Origin of the sequence: Azospirillum lipoferum, assembly GCF_024170005.1 — a bacterium.
In the GTDB taxonomy this organism is placed as follows: Bacteria; Pseudomonadota; Alphaproteobacteria; order Azospirillales; family Azospirillaceae; genus Azospirillum; species Azospirillum lipoferum.
Genome location: NZ_JALJXJ010000010.1, coordinates 241,979 through 258,972 on the forward strand (window position 1 = coordinate 241,979; position 16,994 = coordinate 258,972).

Sequence of the window (16,994 nt, forward strand, 5' to 3'; positions counted from 1 at the left end):
CTTTCGCGTTTTCGGGGCGGTCGCCTGTCAGGCGGCGAAACAGCCGCCGCCGGTCTGGAGGGGGTAGCCGATGGCGGCGAGGCTCTCGGCGGAGAACACATCGGCCGGGTCGATGCTGTTCAGCGACACCGAGGTGACGATGCCGTAGAGGTCGGCGTCGAAATTGATCGGTCCCTCGCGGAAGCGCGAGAAGTTCGCCCCCGACTCGCTGTCGGGCGGCGGGACGAAGGTCGCGCTGTCCTCCAGGCTCAGGTCGTCGATCATGGCCCCCGTGGGATCGGTCACGTTGATCTGCGCCCGCAGCCAGACCTCCTGCCCGTTGGCCGGGTCGGTCGAGGTGCCGGCGGCGATGACGGAGAGCAGATCCTCCGGCGTCCGCGGCGGCTCCGGGATCACCAGGAATTCGCGATAGAGCGTGTCGTCGCCGATCACCAGCGTGGTGCCGTCGTCGGGCTGGACGAAGGCATCCACCACATGCTCGACTTCGCTGTCGCCGACCTGCACCGACAGAAGCAATTTGTTGGGCTGGTCGTCGAAATAGCGCCGGAAGCTGGTGTCGTCGGTGGTGACGACGGGATCGTCGAACAGCATCGCCACCGTCATGCGGAACGGATCGCCTGTCTGCACCTCTTCGTCCAGGAAGGGGACAGGCAGGTCGATCGTGCCCTGGACGTCGACGATATAGAGTCCCTCATAGGCACCCTCGCCATTGCCGTCGTCATGATGGTCGTGCCCCCTGCCATGCCCCTTCCAGTGGCCCCAGCCATTGCCGTGATGTCGACCATGACCGTGACCGCCACCGTGATTGCCGGACCGATCGCCTTCGAACATGCTGCCCTCCCGATTAATCGCCTGCATTGTCGAAGGCCGCATGCTGCGCGACCTTCCGTTGACGATAAGCCGCCGCGCGACGGCCGGGCGGCCGGGCATCCGTACATATCTCCGCCTGAATCGCCGGACGGGTGAGTTTTTGCGCTGCAACGCCACGAACGGGAGTGGCAAATTCCCAGGGGTGGGTGAGGCGTGCTAGCGTCCGCCCCGACCCGTAACCCACCGGTCTGGCCCAATCGTCTGGAAGGGAGTCCGCGCGAGCATGGCGTTGCTTGAGAACATGCGCATCTTCGTCCGCGTCGTCGAACTGGGCAGCCTATCGGCCGCCGGACGGAACCTGCGCATGTCGCCGGCCATGGTAAGCCACCGCATCCAGCAGCTGGAAACCCATCTCGGCGTCCGGCTGCTGAACCGCACGACGCGGCAGCTGCAGGCGACAGAGACCGGCATGGATTTCTATCAGAGCTGCCTTGAGGTGTTGGAGGCGGTGGAGCGTGCCCAAAGCAGCATCGCCGCCGGGTCCGGCGTGCCGTCGGGCAGCGTGAGGGTGACGGCGCCGCTGGGGTTCGGCCGCCGTATCCTGTCGCCGCTGGTGCCCGACTTCTGCGCGGCCCACCCGCTGGTCGAGGTCCGGCTGCGCCTGTCCGACCATCTGCTCGACCTGCTGCGCGAGGCGGTGGACGTGGCGGTGCGGATGGCGGCGCTGAAGGACTCCAGCTTCGTCGTGCGCAAGATCGCCGACGTGCGCCGCGTGCTGGTGGCCGCCCCTTCCTATCTGTCGGAGCGCGGCCAGCCATCGATACCGGCGGACCTGTCGGGCCACAACTGCCTGCTTCTGCGCTTCCCCGGCACCCAGCAATATCAATGGAGCGTACTGGATGGTGGCGAGCCGGTGAAGCTGCCGGTGTCGGGCCGCTTCGATGCCGACGACGGCGACGTGCTGACCGGCTGGGCGCTGGACGGCCGCGGCATTGCCATGAAACCGCTGTGGGAGGTGGCGGAACACCTCGCCAGCGGCGGCCTGGTGCCGGTGCTGCCGGATTTCCCGCCGGAGCCGGTGACGCTGGCGGTGCTCTACCCCCACCGTGCGCTGGTACCGGCCAAGGTGCGGGCCTTCGCCGATCATATGGTGCCGAAGATCAAGGCGGCGCTGACGGCGATCTCGCCCGATACGATCCTGTAGGACGGGGCGCCGTTGTGCGCCCTCACACCCCCCGCGACCGCAGCAACAGCACCCGTGCCTCTTCCGATGCGCGGTGCAGATGGGGCAGGAACTGCACCTCCATCTCCGGGCAGGTGACGCGGGCGGCCTGGGCGCTGATGTTCATCGCGGCGACCACGCCGCCCGTCGCGGTGCGGATCGGCACGGCGATGGAGCGCAGTCCCAGCTCCAACTCCTGGTCCACCAGCGAGAAGCCGCGTTCCCGCACCCGTTCCAGTTCACGTTTCAGGGCGTCGGCCGCGGTGATGGTGCGCTCGGTGAAGGGCTTCAGCGGCACCCGCGCCAGATAGGCATCCAGTTCCGCCTCGGGCAGAGCCGCCAGCAGGACGCGTCCCATCGAGGTGCAATAGGCCGGCAGCCGGCTGCCGACATTCAGCCCGACCGACATGATCCGCTTGGTCGCCGCACGGGCGATATAGACCACGTCGTCCTCGTCCAGCACGGCGGCGGAGCAGGATTCCTGCACTGCGCTGCTGACCTGCTCGATCAGCGGATCCAGGATGGTCGCCAGCGGGGCCGACGAGAGGAAGGAATAGCCGAGCGCCAGGATCTTCGGCTTCAGATGGAAGGTCCGTCCATCCGACCCGGCATAGCCCAGTTGCATCAGCGTCAGCAGACAGCGCCGCGCCGCCGCCCGCGGCAGCCCGGTGATCTTGGCGATGTCGGCGATGGTCAGGTTCGGCTCGCGCTCGGTGAAGGCGCGAATCACCGACAGGCCGCGGGCCAGCGAGGTCATGAAGTTCGGGTCGGATGCCTCCTCCGGCGCGCCGGACGATGTCTTGTCTGCGGTCCCGGCCTGAGTCTGGGTGTCGGCCATGCGCGGGTTCCTTCCCCGAAGAACGATCCTAAAGGGCCAAATTAGGGCGATTACCGCGCAATAGCCAGAAAAAACGAACAAAACCAGGTGCAACTCCGTCGGCGACAGAAATAGTTCGAGGTTCCCGCAATTGCTGTTGCGGGTGTCTGGCATCTGGTATACCGTATCGATAATTCAAAACGACGCGCCGCTCACAACGACGCACCGGAGGGCGATCATCCGAACGCTCGCACGAGTAACGCTCACGACAACAAGCGGCGCCGATGGCGTCGGCGCGCAAAGGGTCGGAAACGTGATGAACCGAGAAAGATTCAGTGTCGAACCGCTCGAACAGGGCATGAGTTTCAAGGCGAAGGCCTATCAGGCGCTGCGGCAGGCGATCACGCAAATGAACATCTACGGCCAGAGCAGCGAGATCAGGTTGGACGAGCGCCGTCTGTGCGAGGCGTTGGGTGTCAGCCGCACCCCGGTGCGGGAGGCGATGGCGCTGCTGGAACAGGAGGGGTTCATCCGCTCCCAGCCACGGCGCGGGATCTTCGTGGTGCGCAAGACGAAGGCCGAACTGGTGGAGATGATCACGGTGTGTGCCGCCCTGGAAGGCATGGCGGCACGCCTGTTCGTCGAAAACGCCACCACGGACAAGCTGGAACTCCTGCACGCTGCGTTCGACAAATATACGAAAGCCGAGTTGGCGGAACATGTCGCCGAGTATTCGGACGCCAACATCGTCTTCCATCAAAGCATCGTCCAGGCTTCGGGCTCCACCCTGATCTCGGACCTGACCGACCGCTTCTTCATCCATATGCGTGCGATCCGCCGCGCGACGATGGGTATCGGCGACCGTGCCGACCAGTCCATCCACGAGCATCGGGACATCATCGAGGCGCTGGCCGCCCGCGATGCCGATCTCGCGGAACGCCGCGTCCGGGAACACACGCTTGGTCTCGCACAGTACGTGGAACGGCATTGCGCCTTCCTCGACTAACCAACTTTGAACCTTTTTGGAGCCTCGGGGAGGAGTCACCCATATGTCTACTGCGGCTGCAACGATCACTAAGAACCAGGCCACGGAAGCATCTGTTGTCGAAGACGCGCCGGCGCTGACCGACGGCTTCCAGCTCGTCATCGACGCGCTCAAGCTCAACGACATCAACAACCTGTATGTCGTCCCCGGCATTCCGATTTCCGACCTGCTGCGCATGGCGCAGGCCGAGGGCATGCGCGTCGTCTCGTTCCGCCACGAACAGAATGCCGGCAACGCCGCCGCCATCGCCGGCTTCATGACGAAGAAGCCGGGCGTCTGCATGACGGTGTCGGCGCCGGGCTTCCTGAACGGCCTGACCGCGCTGGCGAACGCCACCACCAACTGCTTCCCGATGATCCTCATCAGCGGCTCGTCCGAGCGCGAGATCGTCGATCTCCAGCAGGGCGACTATGAGGAGATGGACCAGCTGGCGATCGCCAAGCCGCTGTGCAAGGCCGCCTTCCGTATCCTGCACGCCCAGGACATCGGCATCGGCGTGGCGCGTGCCATTCGCGCCGCCGTGTCGGGCCGTCCGGGCGGCGTCTATCTCGACCTGCCGGCCAAGCTGTTCTCGCAGGTGATGGATGCCGCGGAAGGCGCCAAGTCGCTGGTCAAGGTGGTCGATCCGACCCCGGCGCAGTATCCGTCGGCCGACGCGGTCAACCGCGCGCTCGACCTGCTGAAGGGCGCCAAGCGTCCGCTGGTCATCTTCGGCAAGGGGGCCGCCTACGCCCAGGCTGACGAGACCATCCGTTCCTTCGTCGAGAAGAGCGGCATCCCCTTCCTGCAGATGAGCATGGCCAAGGGCCTGCTGCCCGACACCCATCCGCAGTCGGCCGGTGCCGCCCGCTCGCTGGTGCTGCAGGAAGCCGACGTCGTCATGCTGGTCGGCGCGCGGCTGAACTGGCTGCTGTCGCACGGCAAGGGCAAGACCTGGGGCAAGCCCGGTTCCAAGAAGTTCATCCAGGTCGACATCGAGCCGCGGGAGATGGACAGCAACGTCGAAATCCATGCTCCGCTGGTCGGTGACATCGCGTCCGTCATGGAAGTGCTGCTGAAGGGCATCGAGGGCGGGCTGACCCCGCCGGCCGACTGGATGGCCACCGTCGCGGCCAAGCGTGAGCAGAACGTCGCCAAGATGGCGCCGAAGCTGATGAGCAACGCCTCGCCGATGAACTTCCACGGTGCGCTGGGCGCTCTGCGCCGCGTCATCAAGGAGCGCCCCGACGCCATGCTGGTCAACGAGGGCGCCAACACCCTCGACCTCGCCCGCGGCATCATCGACATGTACGAGCCGCGCAAGCGTCTGGACGTCGGCACCTGGGGCGTCATGGGCGTCGGCATGGGCTATGCCGTCGCCGCGGCGGTGGAGAGCGGCAAGCCGGTGCTGGCGGTCGAGGGCGACAGCGCCTTCGGTTTCTCCGGCATGGAGGTGGAGACGATCTGCCGCTACAACCTGCCGGTCTGCATCGTCATCTTCAACAACAACGGCATCTATCGCGGGACCGACGTCAACCCGACCGGCGGGAACGACCCGTCGCCGATGGTCTTCGTCCCCGGCTCGCGCTACGACAAGATGATGGAAGCCTTCGGCGGCGTCGGCGTCCATGTCACCAACCCGGACGAGCTGTACCGCGCGGTCAATGAGGCGATGGACAGCGGCCGTCCGACCCTCATCAACGCCGTCATCGATCCGGCGGCGGGCACCGAAAGCGGCAACATCGGCAGCCTGAACCCGACCAGCTCGGTCCGCAAGATGCCGTCCTAAAACAAACGCCGACCACACGACTTTGAAAAGCAGGGGGAGAGATACATGGGCAAGGCACTTCAGGGCGTGCGGATTCTCGACTTCACGCATGTGCAGTCGGGACCGACCTGCACCCAGTTGCTCGCCTGGTTCGGCGCCGACGTCATCAAGGTCGAACGGCCGGGCGAGGGTGACATCACCCGCAGCCAGCTGCGCGACCTGCCGGACGCCGACAGCCTGTATTTCACCATGCTGAACCACAACAAGCGGTCCATCACCCTCGACACCAAGACGCCCAAGGGCAAGGAGGTGCTGGAGGCGCTGATCAAGACCTGCGACGTGATGGTCGAAAACTTCGCCCCCGGCGTGCTCGATCGCATGGGGTTCACCTGGGAGCGTATCCAGGAACTGAACCCCGCGATGATCGTCGCGTCGGTGAAGGGCTTCGGGCCAGGGCCGTTCGAGAACTGCAAGGTGTACGAGAATGTCGCCCAATGCGCGGGCGGTGCGGCCTCGACCACCGGTTTCGACGACGGCCCGCCCATGGTCACCGGCGCCCAGATCGGCGACAGCGGCACCGGCCTGCATCTGGCGCTCGGCATCGTCACGGCCCTCTACCAGCGCAAGGAGACCGGCCGTGGCCAGAAGGTGCTGGCCGCCATGCAGGACGCCGTGCTGAACCTGTGCCGCGTCAAGCTGCGCGACCAGCAGCGTCTGGCCAACGGTCCGATGAAGGAATACCCGCAATACCCGAACGGCGAGTTCGGCGACACGGTGCCGCGCGCCGGCAACGCCTCGGGCGGCGGCCAGCCGGGCTGGATCCTGAAGTGCAAGGGCTGGGAGACCGATCCCAACGCCTACATCTACTTCATCGCCCAGGCCCCAGTGTGGAAGTCGATCTGCAAGGTCATCGGCAAGGAGGAGTGGATCACCGATCCCGACTACGCCACCCCGGTGGCCCGCCTGCCGCGCCTGATGCAGATCTTCGGCACCGTCGAGGAGTGGACCAAGACCCTGACCAAGTTCGAGGTTATGGACATCCTCAACAAGTACGACATTCCCTGCGGCCCGATCCTGTCGATGAAGGAGATCGCCGAGGACAAGTCGCTCTACGAGACCGGCACGCTGGTCGAGGTGGAGCATCCGACCCGCGGCAGCTACCTGACGGTCGGCAATCCGATCAAGCTGTCCGACAGCCCGACGGAGGTCACCCGCTCCCCCCTGCTGGGCGAGCATACTGATGAAATTCTGCGCGACGTGCTGGGTTTCAGCGAGCGTGAGATCGTCGACATCCGCGACAGCGGCGCCATCGGCGTCGTCGAGAGGCTGGCGGCGGAGTAACAGTTTCCGCCTTCTCCCCAACCCTGCCCGCTTCGGCGGGAGAGAGTTGGGGAGAAGGGCCGGCCCCCGATATTTGAAAAGTCTGCCGATTTTTATAAAACCCCGCTTCCCCTCTTCCCGACCGTCCCCTTCCCGGTCGCTCAAGAGCCGAAGCCCGGACTTTTGAAAATCCGCCGCCCGTCAGCCGAAGAATTTCCGGCTTCCCGCGGTCTCCAAAAGACAATTCCCGACTGGGACAGAGACGAAAACCATGAACATTCACGAATATCAGGCCAAGGATCTGCTGCGGGGGTACGGCGTCGCCGTTCCGCGCGGTGGCGTGGCCTTCACCCCGGAAGAGGCTGCATCGGTCGCCCGCGAACTCGGCGGTCCGGTCTGGGTGGTGAAGTCGCAGATCCATGCCGGCGGCCGCGGCGCCGGCCGGTTCCAGGACAATCCGGGCGGCAAGGGCGGTGTCCGCGTCGTCAAGTCGGTCGAGGAGGTCGCCTCCAACGCCGCCGAGATGCTCAATCACGTCCTGGTGACCAAGCAGACCGGCCCGGCAGGCAAGGAGGTCAAGCGCCTCTATGTCGAGGAAGGCGCGGACATCAAGCGTGAGCTGTATCTCGGCCTGCTGACCGACCGCGCCACCGGCCGCGTCACCATCATCGCCTCGACCGAAGGCGGCATGGAGATCGAGGAGGTCGCCCACAACACACCCGAGAAGATCGTCAAGGTCGCCGTCGACCCGGCCACCGGCATCCAGGGCTACCACACCCGCAAGGTCGCCTTCGCTCTGGGCCTGGAAGGCAAGCAGGTCGGCGCCGCCGCCAAGTTCATCCAGGCCGCCTACAAGGCCTTCGTCGATCTGGACTGCGCCATCGTCGAGATCAACCCGCTGATCGTCACCGGCTCGGGCGACATCCTGGCACTCGACGCCAAGATGAACTTCGACGACAACGCCCTGTTCCGCCACAAGGATGTCGCCGCCCTGCGCGACGAGGCGGAAGAGGACCCGGCGGAGATCGAAGCTGCCAAGCACGAGCTGAACTACGTCAAGCTTGACGGCAACATCGGCTGCATGGTCAACGGCGCCGGCCTCGCCATGGCGACGATGGACATCATCAAGCTGTACGGTGCCGAGCCCGCCAACTTCCTCGACGTCGGCGGCGGCGCCACGAAGGAGCGCGTCACCGCGGCCTTCAAGCTGATCCTGTCCGACAGCGCGGTCGAAGGCATCCTGGTCAACATCTTCGGCGGCATCATGCGCTGCGACGTGATCGCCGAGGGCGTGGTCGCCGCGGCCCGCGAAGTGCACCTGCACGTTCCGCTGGTGGTCCGCCTGGAAGGCACCAACGTCGATCTGGGCAAGAAGATCCTGGCCGAATCCGGCCTGCCGATCCTGTCCGCCGACAATCTGGACGACGCAGCCAAGAAGATCGTCGCCGCCGTGAAGAAGGAGGCCGCGTGAAATGGCTGTTCTCGTCGACAAGAACACGAAGGTGATCTGCCAGGGCTTCACCGGAGCCCAGGGCACCTTCCACTCCGAACAGGCCATCGCCTACGGCACCAAGATGGTCGGCGGCGTGACCCCGGGTAAGGGCGGCGCCAAGCATCTCGACCTGCCGATCTTCGACACCGTGTCGGAAGCGGTCGAGAAGACCGGCGCCAACGCCTCCGTGATCTACGTGCCGCCGCCGTTTGCGGCCGACGCGATCCTGGAAGCGATCGACGCCGAGATCCCGCTGGTGGTCTGCATCACCGAGGGCATCCCGGTGCTGGACATGGTCCGCGTCAAGCGCGCCCTCGACGGTTCCCGGAAAAATGGAATTGGGACCCGCCTGATCGGCCCGAACTGCCCCGGCATCATCACGCCGGACGAGTGCAAGATCGGCATCATGCCGGGCCACATCCACAAGCGTGGCAAGATCGGCATCGTCTCGCGCTCGGGCACGCTGACCTATGAGGCGGTGGCGCAGACCACGGCGGCCGGCCTGGGCCAGACCACCTGCATCGGCATCGGCGGCGACCCGGTCAACGGCACCAACTTCGTCGACAGCCTGGAGCTGTTCGTGAAGGACCCGGAGACCGAGGGCATCATCATGATCGGCGAGATCGGCGGCGACGCCGAAGTCCGCGGCGCCGAGTTCCTCAAGGCGTCGGGCACGAAGAAGCCGGTCGTCGGCTTCATCGCCGGCCGCACGGCGCCTCCGGGCCGCCGCATGGGCCATGCCGGTGCGGTGATCTCCGGCGGCAACGACACCGCCGACTTCAAGATCGACTTCATGAAGTCGGTCGGCATCGCCGTCGCCGACAGCCCCGCCAGCCTGGGCTTCACCATGCAGGCGATTTTCAAAGGTTGACGTTTCCCCGCGGGACCGCCGTCCGCGACGGTCCCGCGGTTCCAGCGAAGCTTCTGTCACTCACGCCATCAGCCGCAACAGACAGGCGCAACCAACGCGCCGGACCCCGAGGGAGATGGGACATGAAAGCGCAAGCCCAAAACAGCATTCTGGCCCGCCGCATCATCCATGACGACCCCAGTGAGGGCGCCGCGGCTATCATCAAGACCGCGATCATCGAGACGCCGCGGGTCAAGAACGACAACGGCAAGGACGCCAAGGCCGAGCGCGGGCAGGTGGTGCAGTCGCTGTGCCGCGCGCTGAATATCCTGACCATCCTCGGCTCCAACGACGGTCCGATGACCCTGACCGAACTGTCGGAGGCTGCGAACCTGTCGCCCTCCACTACCCACCGCCTGCTGACGACCCTGCAGTACGAGCGCTATGTCCGTTTCGACCAGAGCGCGCGCGGCTGGGTGGTCGGCGTCCAAGCCTACATGACCGGCGCCAATTTCCTGAAGACCCGCAATCTGGTCGATGTTGCCCGTCCCCGCATGCGCCGCCTGATGGAGGAGAGCAGCGAGATCGTGAACCTTGCGGTCGAGGAGAATGGCGAGGCGCTTTACTTGGCCCGCGTCGGCGGTCCTCGCGCCGCCCAGGTCGCGGTTCCGCAGACCGACCGCACGCTGCTGCACTGTTCCGCCGTCGGCAAGGCGCTGCTGGCCGGCATGCCGGAGACCAAGGTGCAGACCATCGTGACCCAGCGCGGCATGCGCCAGTTCACCCGCAGCACCCTGTCGTCGCTGCCGGCGCTGTACCGTGACCTGACGCTGGTCCGCACCCGCGGCTATGCCCTGGACCAGGAGGAGCGGGTGTCCGGCCTGCGCTGTGTCGCCGCTCCGATCTTCGACGAGAATTCCCGTGTGATGGGTGCCCTGTCGCTGTCCGGCTCCAGCCGGCGCATCGAGGACGCGCGGTTGCGTGCCCTGGGCGAAATGGTCAAGCGCGCTGCTGCCGCGGTGACGCAGGAACTGGGCGGCCGCGTGCCGGTTCCCAACTGACCCGTCCATCACACGGACAAGCAGACGCCAAGAGCTGACGGCAGGTGGTGCACGTTGGCATTCCTCCCTGGCGCACTCAGGGCCGCGTTCCTCACGGAGCGCGGCCTTTTTTCTTGAGAAATCGGCCGTTTCCACGGAATGGAAAACCGGCGTTTTCCTCGGGAAATCCGCTATCGGCCGTGCGATTGTCTGTCTCGGGAAAGGCGTTCCTTTCTCATCGGGCGGATGTGTTGTTTTGCATGTTCGCGCTTCTCTCGGAGACTGGCCGTGCTGTGTGCAGCACGGCCATTTTTTCTGATTTTTCCGCAGGACGAAATCGGATCCATCGCCGCGTGGACTGGCCGTCCGCTGCGACGACACAGTGCCCCTGACCTTTCACCAGAACAGGGTAGGGGAGTGTTCCGAATGGCAGAATCCAGAACCATGACGGCGATCGAGGTGAGCCAGCCCGGCAAGCCGGAGGTGCTGGTCCCGGCGAACCGTCCGGTTCCCGATCCAGCACCGGGCGAGATCCGCATCGCCGTCCAGGCTGCCGGCGTCAACCGGCCCGACGTGCTCCAGCGGCTCGGCAAGTACAACCCGCCGCCGGGCATCACCGACATCCCCGGCCTGGAGGTCGCCGGCACCGTCGACGCGCTGGGCGAAGGGGTGGAGGGCTGGCGGGTCGGCGACCCCGTCTGCGCCCTGCTGGCCGGCGGCGGCTATGCCGAGTTCTGCGTGGTGCCGGCGGCGCAATGCCTGCCGATTCCCGCCGGCCTGTCGATGGCCGAGGCGGCGGCCCTGCCGGAAACCTTCTTCACCGTCTGGTCGAACGTGTTCGAGCGCGGCGCGCTCCAGCCCGGCGAGGCACTGCTGGTCCATGGCGGCACGTCCGGCATCGGCACCACGGCGATCCAATTGGGGGCCGCGTTCGGCGCCCGCGTCTTCGCCACCGCCCGCGGGGCGGAGAAATGCGCTGCCTGCGTCCGGCTGGGTGCCGAGCGTGCCATCGACTATGCCGAGGAGGATTTCGTCGCGGTGGTCAAGGAGGCAACCGGCGGCACGGGTGTGAATGTGGTGCTGGACATCGTCGGCGGCGATTACGTCGCCCGCAGCATCGACGCGCTGGCGGTCGAGGGCCGCTATGTCTGCATCGGCTTCGTCCGCGGCGCGACGGCCAACGTGAACTTCTTCCCGGTGATGACCAAGCGGCTGGTGCTGACCGGCTCGACCCTGCGGGCGCGTCCGGTCGCCTACAAGCAGGCGGTGGCCGAGCAGTTGAAGGCGCGCGTCTGGCCGCTGGTGGCCGCCGGTACGGTCAAGCCGGTCGTCCACGAGGTCTTTCCGTTCGCCAACGCCGCCGACGCTCACCGGCTGATGGAGAGCAACCAGCATGTCGGCAAGCTGGTGCTGACGGTGGGATGAGCGGAAGCTCTCCCCTCAGTCCAGCATCGGCAACCCGGTCTCGATGCGGACCAGCGCGGCCAGCAGCGGGGCGCCGATGTCGCGGCGGACGAAGTTGCTGGCCTTCTCCGCCGCGTTGATCGCCAGCTGGAAGGTGCGGCGCCAGCGGTCATCGTTGTAGAAGACCTTCTCCGCCTTGGCCCGCTGTGCCAGCAGGCCGGGCCGGCGGCCGGCGGCTTCGTCCGTCAGCTTGTTCAGGCGGTTCATCAGGTCGTTGGCGACGGCCGGTTCGCCGCGCTTCATCGCCGCCTCGATCAGCTCGGCATAGGCTTCGCCGCGGGTATCGATGTCCGCCACCTGATCGGCGTAGGCGACGGCCATGCCCGCCTCGCCGCGCTTGGCCAGCCGCCCCAGCACCGCCGGGATCGTCCACGGGTTCTCGTCCTGCACCGTGCTGAGCAGTCCCAGCGCCAGCTTCGGCTCGCCGATGTCGGCCGCCGCCACCGCCAGTTCCGGCGGGCAGCAGTCGCCGCGGGTTTCCTTGAACTTGGAGAACTGCGTCTCGACCGTGTTCAGGAACAGGGTGCGGGCCTGTGCCTCCTTGCCGGCGCGCAGCAGCGTCTGGGCGACCAGCCCCAGCTCCCAGGCGCAATTGTGGCTGGAGGCGTAGCTCTTGGCCTCGTCGGCCAGCGCGTTGGTCAGGCCGCTGTCGCCGCGCCACGCCGCCGCCTTGGCGATGTCGGCGAGGTTGTAGATGCGGGTCGAGCAGTCGTTGATCTGCCGGGTGATGTCCAGCGCCAGCGGCGTCTGCCCCATCAGCGACAGGGCGCGGGCGACGAACAGATCCTGGCCGGAGCTGTCGGCGACGCCACCGCGGCGCACCGCGCTGACGAAGGGCGCCATGATCTCCTTGGCGCGGCCGGTGTCGCCCAGCTGCTGGTAGGCGACGGCCAGCGACAGCCAGTCCCAGCGCGCTGCATTGATCGGCGTTTCCACCGGCGGCAGCATCTCGCCGATGCGGTGGAGGAAGCACAGGCTGTTCAGGGCGTCGTTGCAGACCAGCGCCCGGATGCGCGAGCGGAATTCGTAGAAATCGAAGTCGCCGACGAACTGGTTGGTGACGAGCTGCACCGCCAGCGGGCTGTCGGGATATTTCGTCACGATGTCGTTGAACAGCTTATCCGCCTCCTTCAGGAGACGGCCTTCCTCGGCGACGTCATAGGTGTTGTCGGCCTGCCGGATCAGCTGCAAGGCCTGGACGAACAGGCGGTTGGCCGGGCCGGGGGTGCCGGCGGCCGGGTTGTCCGCCCCGCCGCCGTCCTGATCCTGCGCCGCGACATCCTGCGCCACAGCCTGCACCGCCCTATCCTGAACCGTCATTTCCACTGCCGCGTCCTGCGCCAGAACGGGACCGGCCGCGAACGCCGCCGGCAGGCTCAAGGCTGCGGTGACGGCGGCGGTGCGGAAAACGGCGAGGACGCGGGATAGGGCGGAGGCCATGGCGGTCGGGGTTCAACCCTGGAGGTTTGGGTTCGGGAGCAGACGGACGTAGCTGACGACGCGCTGGACGTTGGGCACCGAACGGGCGTGCTGGAGTGCACGGTCCAGCTCTTCCTGTGAACTGGCGACACCCATCAGATAGACAACGCCGTCGACGGTATCGATGCTGTAGTTCTGGCTATGAATATCCGCATCGAACGTGATCCGGCTGCGAATCTGGGTCGAGATCCAGGTGTCGCGCGCGGTGTCGATGATGCTCGACCCGTTGTCGATCTGGATTTCGTTGATGACTTCCTTCACGCCCTGCGCCTGCCAGACGAGGCGCACCGCGTCGAGCCGCATCTGCGCGTCGGCGGCGCGGCCGGTCAGCAGCACGCGGCCCTGGTCGACGGTCAGCCCGATGCGGTTGGTCATGTCCACCGAATGCTGCAGCCACAGCGAATTGATGCGGGCGCGGATTTCGGTGTCGCTGACGAAGCCGCCGAAGCCGCGCTCCTGCGTCGCCACCACGGCGGTCCCGCCCGCGGCGCCCAGCACCAGCGGCCCGCAGCCGGCCAGCGAAACACCGGCGGTGCAGGCGAGTGCGAACAATGTCCAAAGGCGGCTCAAACCCGTCACAGCGTGCCTCCCTTCGCCCGCGTGGCGCGCACCGGGCGGATGCGGCGCGCGGCCGGAAAAAGTCACGGCGGAACGGTCTTTGCAATGGGGAAATTCGAGGCTTTCACCAGTCATCGTCACTTTGTCCCGAGGTGATGCACGGATGTTGCAGTCGCTGCGACTGCGAAGGAAGCGTCGTCACGACGCTTTCCACAGTCTCGGGGCGAAATCAGGCGAAAGCTGGGCTGGACAGCACGCCGGCGATTTCACGCGCCAGGACGCGGGAAACCACCCGCCGGGCGGTCGCGTCGCGCAGGATTTCCTCGTCCCTGGGGTTGGACAGGAAGCCGGTCTCGACCAGTACCGACGGCACGTCCGGCGCCTTCAGCACCGCAAAATTGGCCGCTCGCATCGGGTTTTCCAACAGGTGCAGTTCCTTTCCCGCCCCCTCCACCAAGATCTGGCGGGCCGCCAGCGAGGCATGGCGGGTGTGGCGCGCCGTCAGGTCCATCAGGATGTCCTTGACGATCCGGCCGCCGCCGACCGACCCCGGCTTGCCGAAGCGGTCGGCCTGATTCTCCTGTTGGGCGAGGCGGGAGGCGAAGGAATCCGATGCCTTTTCCGACAGGATGTAGGCCGACAGGCCGCGGGCCTCGGCGTTGGGGGCGCTGTCGGCGTGGATCGACACGAACAGGTCGGCCCCGGCCTCGCGCGTCAGTGCCACCCGGTCGTCCAGCGCCAGGAAACGGTCGTCGCGGCGCGTCAGCTTCACGGCCACGCCGTGCCGCTCCGCCAGGATGCGTGCGACGTCGCGGGCGATGTCGAGCGTCACCTCCTTCTCGAAGGTGCCGCGGGTACCGATGGCGCCGGGATCGTTGCCGCCATGGCCGGGATCGAGCATCACCAGCCGCGGCCGTGACGAAGTGCCGCTGGCCGGCTTGCGGTCCGGCCGCCGGTCCGCCGCCAGGGCGCCGGTCACCCCCAGCGGCTGCGCCAGCGCCAGCCCCGCCGTGCCGAAGGCGGTTAACCAAAGCTTGCTAAGCCCCAGCCCAAGCAGCTGTCGTCGATCCATGGCCAAAAATACCGTACTGCAAAGGAGGAAGTGCCGCGGCGTCAGGCCACGCCCTTTGTTGATCTAGCCTGATTCATTAACCAATGCGGCGGCGCAAAAGTATTGTCAAGGCCGGGCAGATTACCGTTTCTGAATATTTGTGGCCGGCCGGTTACCGGGGCAGACTTGACACGATTAGGATTCGACAGAGGTCATTGGTTGCTTGATGGCGGCTTGGAAAAGCGCTAAAATTTTAGCGATCAGCTCGGGAGGTGTCGATGTTGAGGAAAGCCTTGTTCAACATCATCCGGCAAGAGCAGCGCGAGATCGAGGACAAGCTCGAACGCGAGGAACAACAGCAGAGTCCCGACGTCCGCCGGATCGTCGGCCTGCGACAGGAGGCCACCAGCCTGCGTCGGGAGTTGGAACATTTCCACGACGTTTGACCCCGGCCATCGGCTTTGGCCTGCCGGTATTTTTTTGGGCCGGCGTCTTTCGGGTCGGTCGCCACTGAATTGACACTGAATTCCGTGACCGATCGGTCGCGCCCCCTTCTCCGCAGGATCGCGGGGAAGGGGATTTTTGTTTCCGGGGAGGGCGGCACCCCGGAGCTTTACCCCAGCTTGGCGTACCCGCGCTCGATCACCCGTTCGGCCGCCTCATAGACCGCCAGCATCTCCTCGTAGGCCGCGCGCAGGCGGGCGAGGTCGCTGACGGCGGCGGAATCCGGGTGCCGTGATTCCGACATCTTCAGGCCGGCGCGGATGTAGTCGGCCCGCAGTTCCGCCACCCGCACCGCCATGCGCAGGAAGGAGTCGCGGTTCAGGTTGGGCAGCTCGCGTCCGATGACCTCGCAGTTGGCCTCCAGGATCGCGGCATCCATGTTTTCCAGGAAATGGCGGATGCGCTGGCTCCGGCTGCTGTCGGCGGCATCCGCCGTCATCAGCTTGTCGACCTTGCCCTTGGCGTATTCGCCGATGATCTTGCCGCCGGATGCCATGGATGATCCCGTTTCCATACGCCGGCCGGTTCGGCCGCGCACCAGTTTCGCACCGCCGGCCCGCCGATGCCAGAGCGGCGTGGACCGCCCGCTGCCGGCGACAATTCCGCCTGACGATACAGCCATGTGCGCATCCGCTCATGAAGCGGGTGCAACATGGCGGCGTTCGTGCTAGGGAAGCCTCCCCCTTTTCTTGCTGTACGTCATGGTGGACGCGCGATGTCTGAGACCGGCTCCGACTATATCCTCACCGTTTCCTGCCCCGACACCGTCGGCATCGTCTTCGCGGTGTCAGGCTTCCTGGCGGAGCGGAGCTGCAACATCATCGACAGCGCCCAGTTCGGCGACCGCGTCTCCGGCCTGTTCTTCATGCGCGTCAGCTTCAACGGCAACCCTGCCGGGCCGACGAAGGCGCAACTGGAGGCCGATTTCGCCGCGCAGGTGGCGGACCGCTTCGGCATGACCTGGAAGATCCATGACGCCCGCCGCCGCCCGCGCGTGCTGATCATGGTGTCGAAGTTCGGCCACTGCCTGAACGACCTGTTGTACCGCTACCGCACCGGCTATCTGCCGATCGAAATCCCGGCCATCGTTTCCAACCACCGCGACTTCTACCAGCTGGCGGCGTGGCACAATATTCCGTTCCACCATCTGCCGGTCGGCGTCGACAACAAGGCGCAGCAGGAAGCCCGCCTGCTGGAGATCGTGGACGAGGAGAAGGTCGACCTCGTCGTGCTCGCCCGCTACATGCAGGTGCTGTCGGGTGCGCTGTGCGAGCGGATGGCCGGCCGGGTCATCAACATCCACCACAGCTTCCTGCCCAGCTTCAAGGGCGCCAAGCCCTACCACCAGGCCCATGCCCGCGGCGTTAAGCTGATCGGCGCCACCGCGCACTATGTCACCTCCAACCTCGACGAAGGCCCGATCATCGAGCAGGAGGCCGAGCGCGTCGACCATACGATGACGCCCGACGACCTGGTGGCCATCGGGCGTGACATCGAGAACATCGTTCTCGCCCGTGCCGTCCGCTACCACGTGGAGCATCGCGTGCTGCTGAACGGCAACAAGACGGTGGTCTTCCGCTAACCCCCCCGGGTGA

16 protein-coding genes are annotated in these 16,994 nt (G+C 66.2%); 10 read left to right on the forward strand and 6 right to left on the reverse strand.

The window, feature by feature from the left end; all coding sequences use genetic code 11:
- Positions 1-27 precede the first annotated feature (27 nt).
- Complete coding sequence (locus tag J2848_RS22745; RefSeq protein WP_149232553.1) at positions 28-831, reverse strand: hypothetical protein; 804 nt, start codon at positions 829-831, stop codon at positions 28-30.
- Positions 832-1,093: 262 nt separating this feature from the next.
- On the opposite strand from J2848_RS22745, the gene J2848_RS22750 reads away from it, so the two are divergent.
- The gene (locus J2848_RS22750; RefSeq protein ID WP_149232552.1) at positions 1,094-2,014 is read left to right on the forward strand and encodes a LysR family transcriptional regulator; all 921 of its coding nucleotides are present in this window, start codon (positions 1,094-1,096) and stop codon (positions 2,012-2,014) included.
- A gap of 22 nt (positions 2,015-2,036) precedes the next feature.
- Here J2848_RS22750 and J2848_RS22755 read toward each other — a convergent pair whose 3' ends face one another.
- Positions 2,037-2,870, reverse strand: coding sequence for an IclR family transcriptional regulator (locus J2848_RS22755; protein ID WP_149232551.1), 834 nt, complete (start codon positions 2,868-2,870; stop codon positions 2,037-2,039).
- A gap of 295 nt (positions 2,871-3,165) precedes the next feature.
- Here J2848_RS22755 and J2848_RS22760 point away from each other — a divergent pair, with 295 nt between their 5' ends.
- The 7 genes from J2848_RS22760 (at position 3,166) to J2848_RS22790 (ending at position 11,768) form a co-directional block, all read left to right on the forward strand.
- Positions 3,166-3,855: a GntR family transcriptional regulator gene (locus J2848_RS22760; protein ID WP_149232764.1), complete on the forward strand. Its 690-nt coding sequence runs from the start codon at positions 3,166-3,168 to the stop codon at positions 3,853-3,855.
- Positions 3,856-3,898: 43 nt separating this feature from the next.
- A complete protein-coding gene (gene oxc / locus J2848_RS22765; RefSeq protein WP_211103200.1) occupies positions 3,899-5,662 on the forward strand; it encodes an oxalyl-CoA decarboxylase in 1,764 nt (587 codons plus the stop codon).
- Positions 5,663-5,707: 45 nt separating this feature from the next.
- Complete coding sequence (frc, locus tag J2848_RS22770; protein ID WP_149232550.1) at positions 5,708-6,982, forward strand: formyl-CoA transferase; 1,275 nt, start codon at positions 5,708-5,710, stop codon at positions 6,980-6,982.
- A gap of 250 nt (positions 6,983-7,232) precedes the next feature.
- A complete protein-coding gene (gene sucC / locus J2848_RS22775) occupies positions 7,233-8,432 on the forward strand; it encodes an ADP-forming succinate--CoA ligase subunit beta (RefSeq protein ID WP_149232549.1) in 1,200 nt (399 codons plus the stop codon).
- A 1-nt stretch (position 8,433) separates the two neighbouring features.
- Positions 8,434-9,324 carry a succinate--CoA ligase subunit alpha gene (gene sucD, locus J2848_RS22780; RefSeq protein WP_149232548.1) on the forward strand — a complete coding sequence of 297 codons (891 nt, stop codon included), beginning with the start codon at positions 8,434-8,436 and terminating at the stop codon, positions 9,322-9,324.
- Between the two features lie 122 nt (positions 9,325-9,446).
- Entirely contained in the window at positions 9,447-10,364 is a 918-nt protein-coding gene (locus J2848_RS22785) for an IclR family transcriptional regulator (RefSeq protein WP_149232547.1), read from the forward strand.
- Between the two features lie 405 nt (positions 10,365-10,769).
- Positions 10,770-11,768 carry an NAD(P)H-quinone oxidoreductase gene (locus tag J2848_RS22790; protein ID WP_149232546.1) on the forward strand — a complete coding sequence of 333 codons (999 nt, stop codon included), beginning with the start codon at positions 10,770-10,772 and terminating at the stop codon, positions 11,766-11,768.
- A 15-nt stretch (positions 11,769-11,783) separates the two neighbouring features.
- On the opposite strand, the gene J2848_RS22795 is transcribed toward J2848_RS22790, so the two are convergent.
- From J2848_RS22795 to J2848_RS22805, 3 genes are all read right to left on the reverse strand, one after another.
- Complete coding sequence (locus J2848_RS22795) at positions 11,784-13,247, reverse strand: hypothetical protein (protein ID WP_149232545.1); 1,464 nt, start codon at positions 13,245-13,247, stop codon at positions 11,784-11,786.
- A gap of 12 nt (positions 13,248-13,259) precedes the next feature.
- Entirely contained in the window at positions 13,260-13,979 is a 720-nt protein-coding gene (locus J2848_RS22800; protein ID WP_246193977.1) for a BON domain-containing protein, read from the reverse strand.
- A 94-nt stretch (positions 13,980-14,073) separates the two neighbouring features.
- Positions 14,074-14,916, reverse strand: a complete 843-nt coding sequence (locus J2848_RS22805) for an N-acetylmuramoyl-L-alanine amidase family protein (protein ID WP_149232544.1) — start codon at positions 14,914-14,916, stop codon at positions 14,074-14,076.
- A gap of 257 nt (positions 14,917-15,173) precedes the next feature.
- On the opposite strand from J2848_RS22805, the gene J2848_RS22810 reads away from it, so the two are divergent.
- Positions 15,174-15,341 (forward strand): hypothetical protein, encoded by a 168-nt coding sequence (locus J2848_RS22810; RefSeq protein ID WP_170307100.1) that lies wholly within the window; start codon positions 15,174-15,176, stop codon positions 15,339-15,341.
- A gap of 167 nt (positions 15,342-15,508) precedes the next feature.
- On the opposite strand, the gene J2848_RS22815 is transcribed toward J2848_RS22810, so the two are convergent.
- Positions 15,509-15,895, reverse strand: a complete 387-nt coding sequence (locus J2848_RS22815) for a hypothetical protein (RefSeq protein WP_149232543.1) — start codon at positions 15,893-15,895, stop codon at positions 15,509-15,511.
- Between the two features lie 219 nt (positions 15,896-16,114).
- On the opposite strand from J2848_RS22815, the gene purU reads away from it, so the two are divergent.
- Entirely contained in the window at positions 16,115-16,981 is an 867-nt protein-coding gene (gene purU, locus J2848_RS22820) for a formyltetrahydrofolate deformylase (RefSeq protein WP_149232542.1), read from the forward strand.
- The last annotated feature ends 13 nt before the right edge of the window (positions 16,982-16,994 follow it).

What these genes read in the sequence shown, in the direction of transcription:
- J2848_RS22810 (WP_170307100.1), top strand. Translation starts at nt 15,174, where the DNA reads ATGTTGAGGAAAGCCTTGTTCAACATCATCCGGCAAGAGCAGCGCGAG.
- J2848_RS22750 (WP_149232552.1), top strand. Translation starts at nt 1,094, where the DNA reads ATGGCGTTGCTTGAGAACATGCGCATCTTCGTCCGCGTCGTCGAACTG.
- sucC (WP_149232549.1), top strand. Translation starts at nt 7,233, where the DNA reads ATGAACATTCACGAATATCAGGCCAAGGATCTGCTGCGGGGGTACGGC.
- sucD (WP_149232548.1), top strand. Translation starts at nt 8,434, where the DNA reads ATGGCTGTTCTCGTCGACAAGAACACGAAGGTGATCTGCCAGGGCTTC.
- J2848_RS22795 (WP_149232545.1), bottom strand. Translation starts at nt 13,247, where the DNA reads ATGGCCTCCGCCCTATCCCGCGTCCTCGCCGTTTTCCGCACCGCCGCC.
- J2848_RS22790 (WP_149232546.1), top strand. Translation starts at nt 10,770, where the DNA reads ATGGCAGAATCCAGAACCATGACGGCGATCGAGGTGAGCCAGCCCGGC.
- oxc (WP_211103200.1), top strand. Translation starts at nt 3,899, where the DNA reads ATGTCTACTGCGGCTGCAACGATCACTAAGAACCAGGCCACGGAAGCA.
- J2848_RS22785 (WP_149232547.1), top strand. Translation starts at nt 9,447, where the DNA reads ATGAAAGCGCAAGCCCAAAACAGCATTCTGGCCCGCCGCATCATCCAT.
- J2848_RS22800 (WP_246193977.1), bottom strand. Translation starts at nt 13,979, where the DNA reads ATGACTGGTGAAAGCCTCGAATTTCCCCATTGCAAAGACCGTTCCGCC.
- J2848_RS22805 (WP_149232544.1), bottom strand. Translation starts at nt 14,916, where the DNA reads ATGGATCGACGACAGCTGCTTGGGCTGGGGCTTAGCAAGCTTTGGTTA.
- purU (WP_149232542.1), top strand. Translation starts at nt 16,115, where the DNA reads ATGTCTGAGACCGGCTCCGACTATATCCTCACCGTTTCCTGCCCCGAC.
- J2848_RS22745 (WP_149232553.1), bottom strand. Translation starts at nt 831, where the DNA reads ATGTTCGAAGGCGATCGGTCCGGCAATCACGGTGGCGGTCACGGTCAT.
- J2848_RS22760 (WP_149232764.1), top strand. Translation starts at nt 3,166, where the DNA reads ATGAACCGAGAAAGATTCAGTGTCGAACCGCTCGAACAGGGCATGAGT.
- J2848_RS22815 (WP_149232543.1), bottom strand. Translation starts at nt 15,895, where the DNA reads ATGGCATCCGGCGGCAAGATCATCGGCGAATACGCCAAGGGCAAGGTC.
- frc (WP_149232550.1), top strand. Translation starts at nt 5,708, where the DNA reads ATGGGCAAGGCACTTCAGGGCGTGCGGATTCTCGACTTCACGCATGTG.
- J2848_RS22755 (WP_149232551.1), bottom strand. Translation starts at nt 2,870, where the DNA reads ATGGCCGACACCCAGACTCAGGCCGGGACCGCAGACAAGACATCGTCC.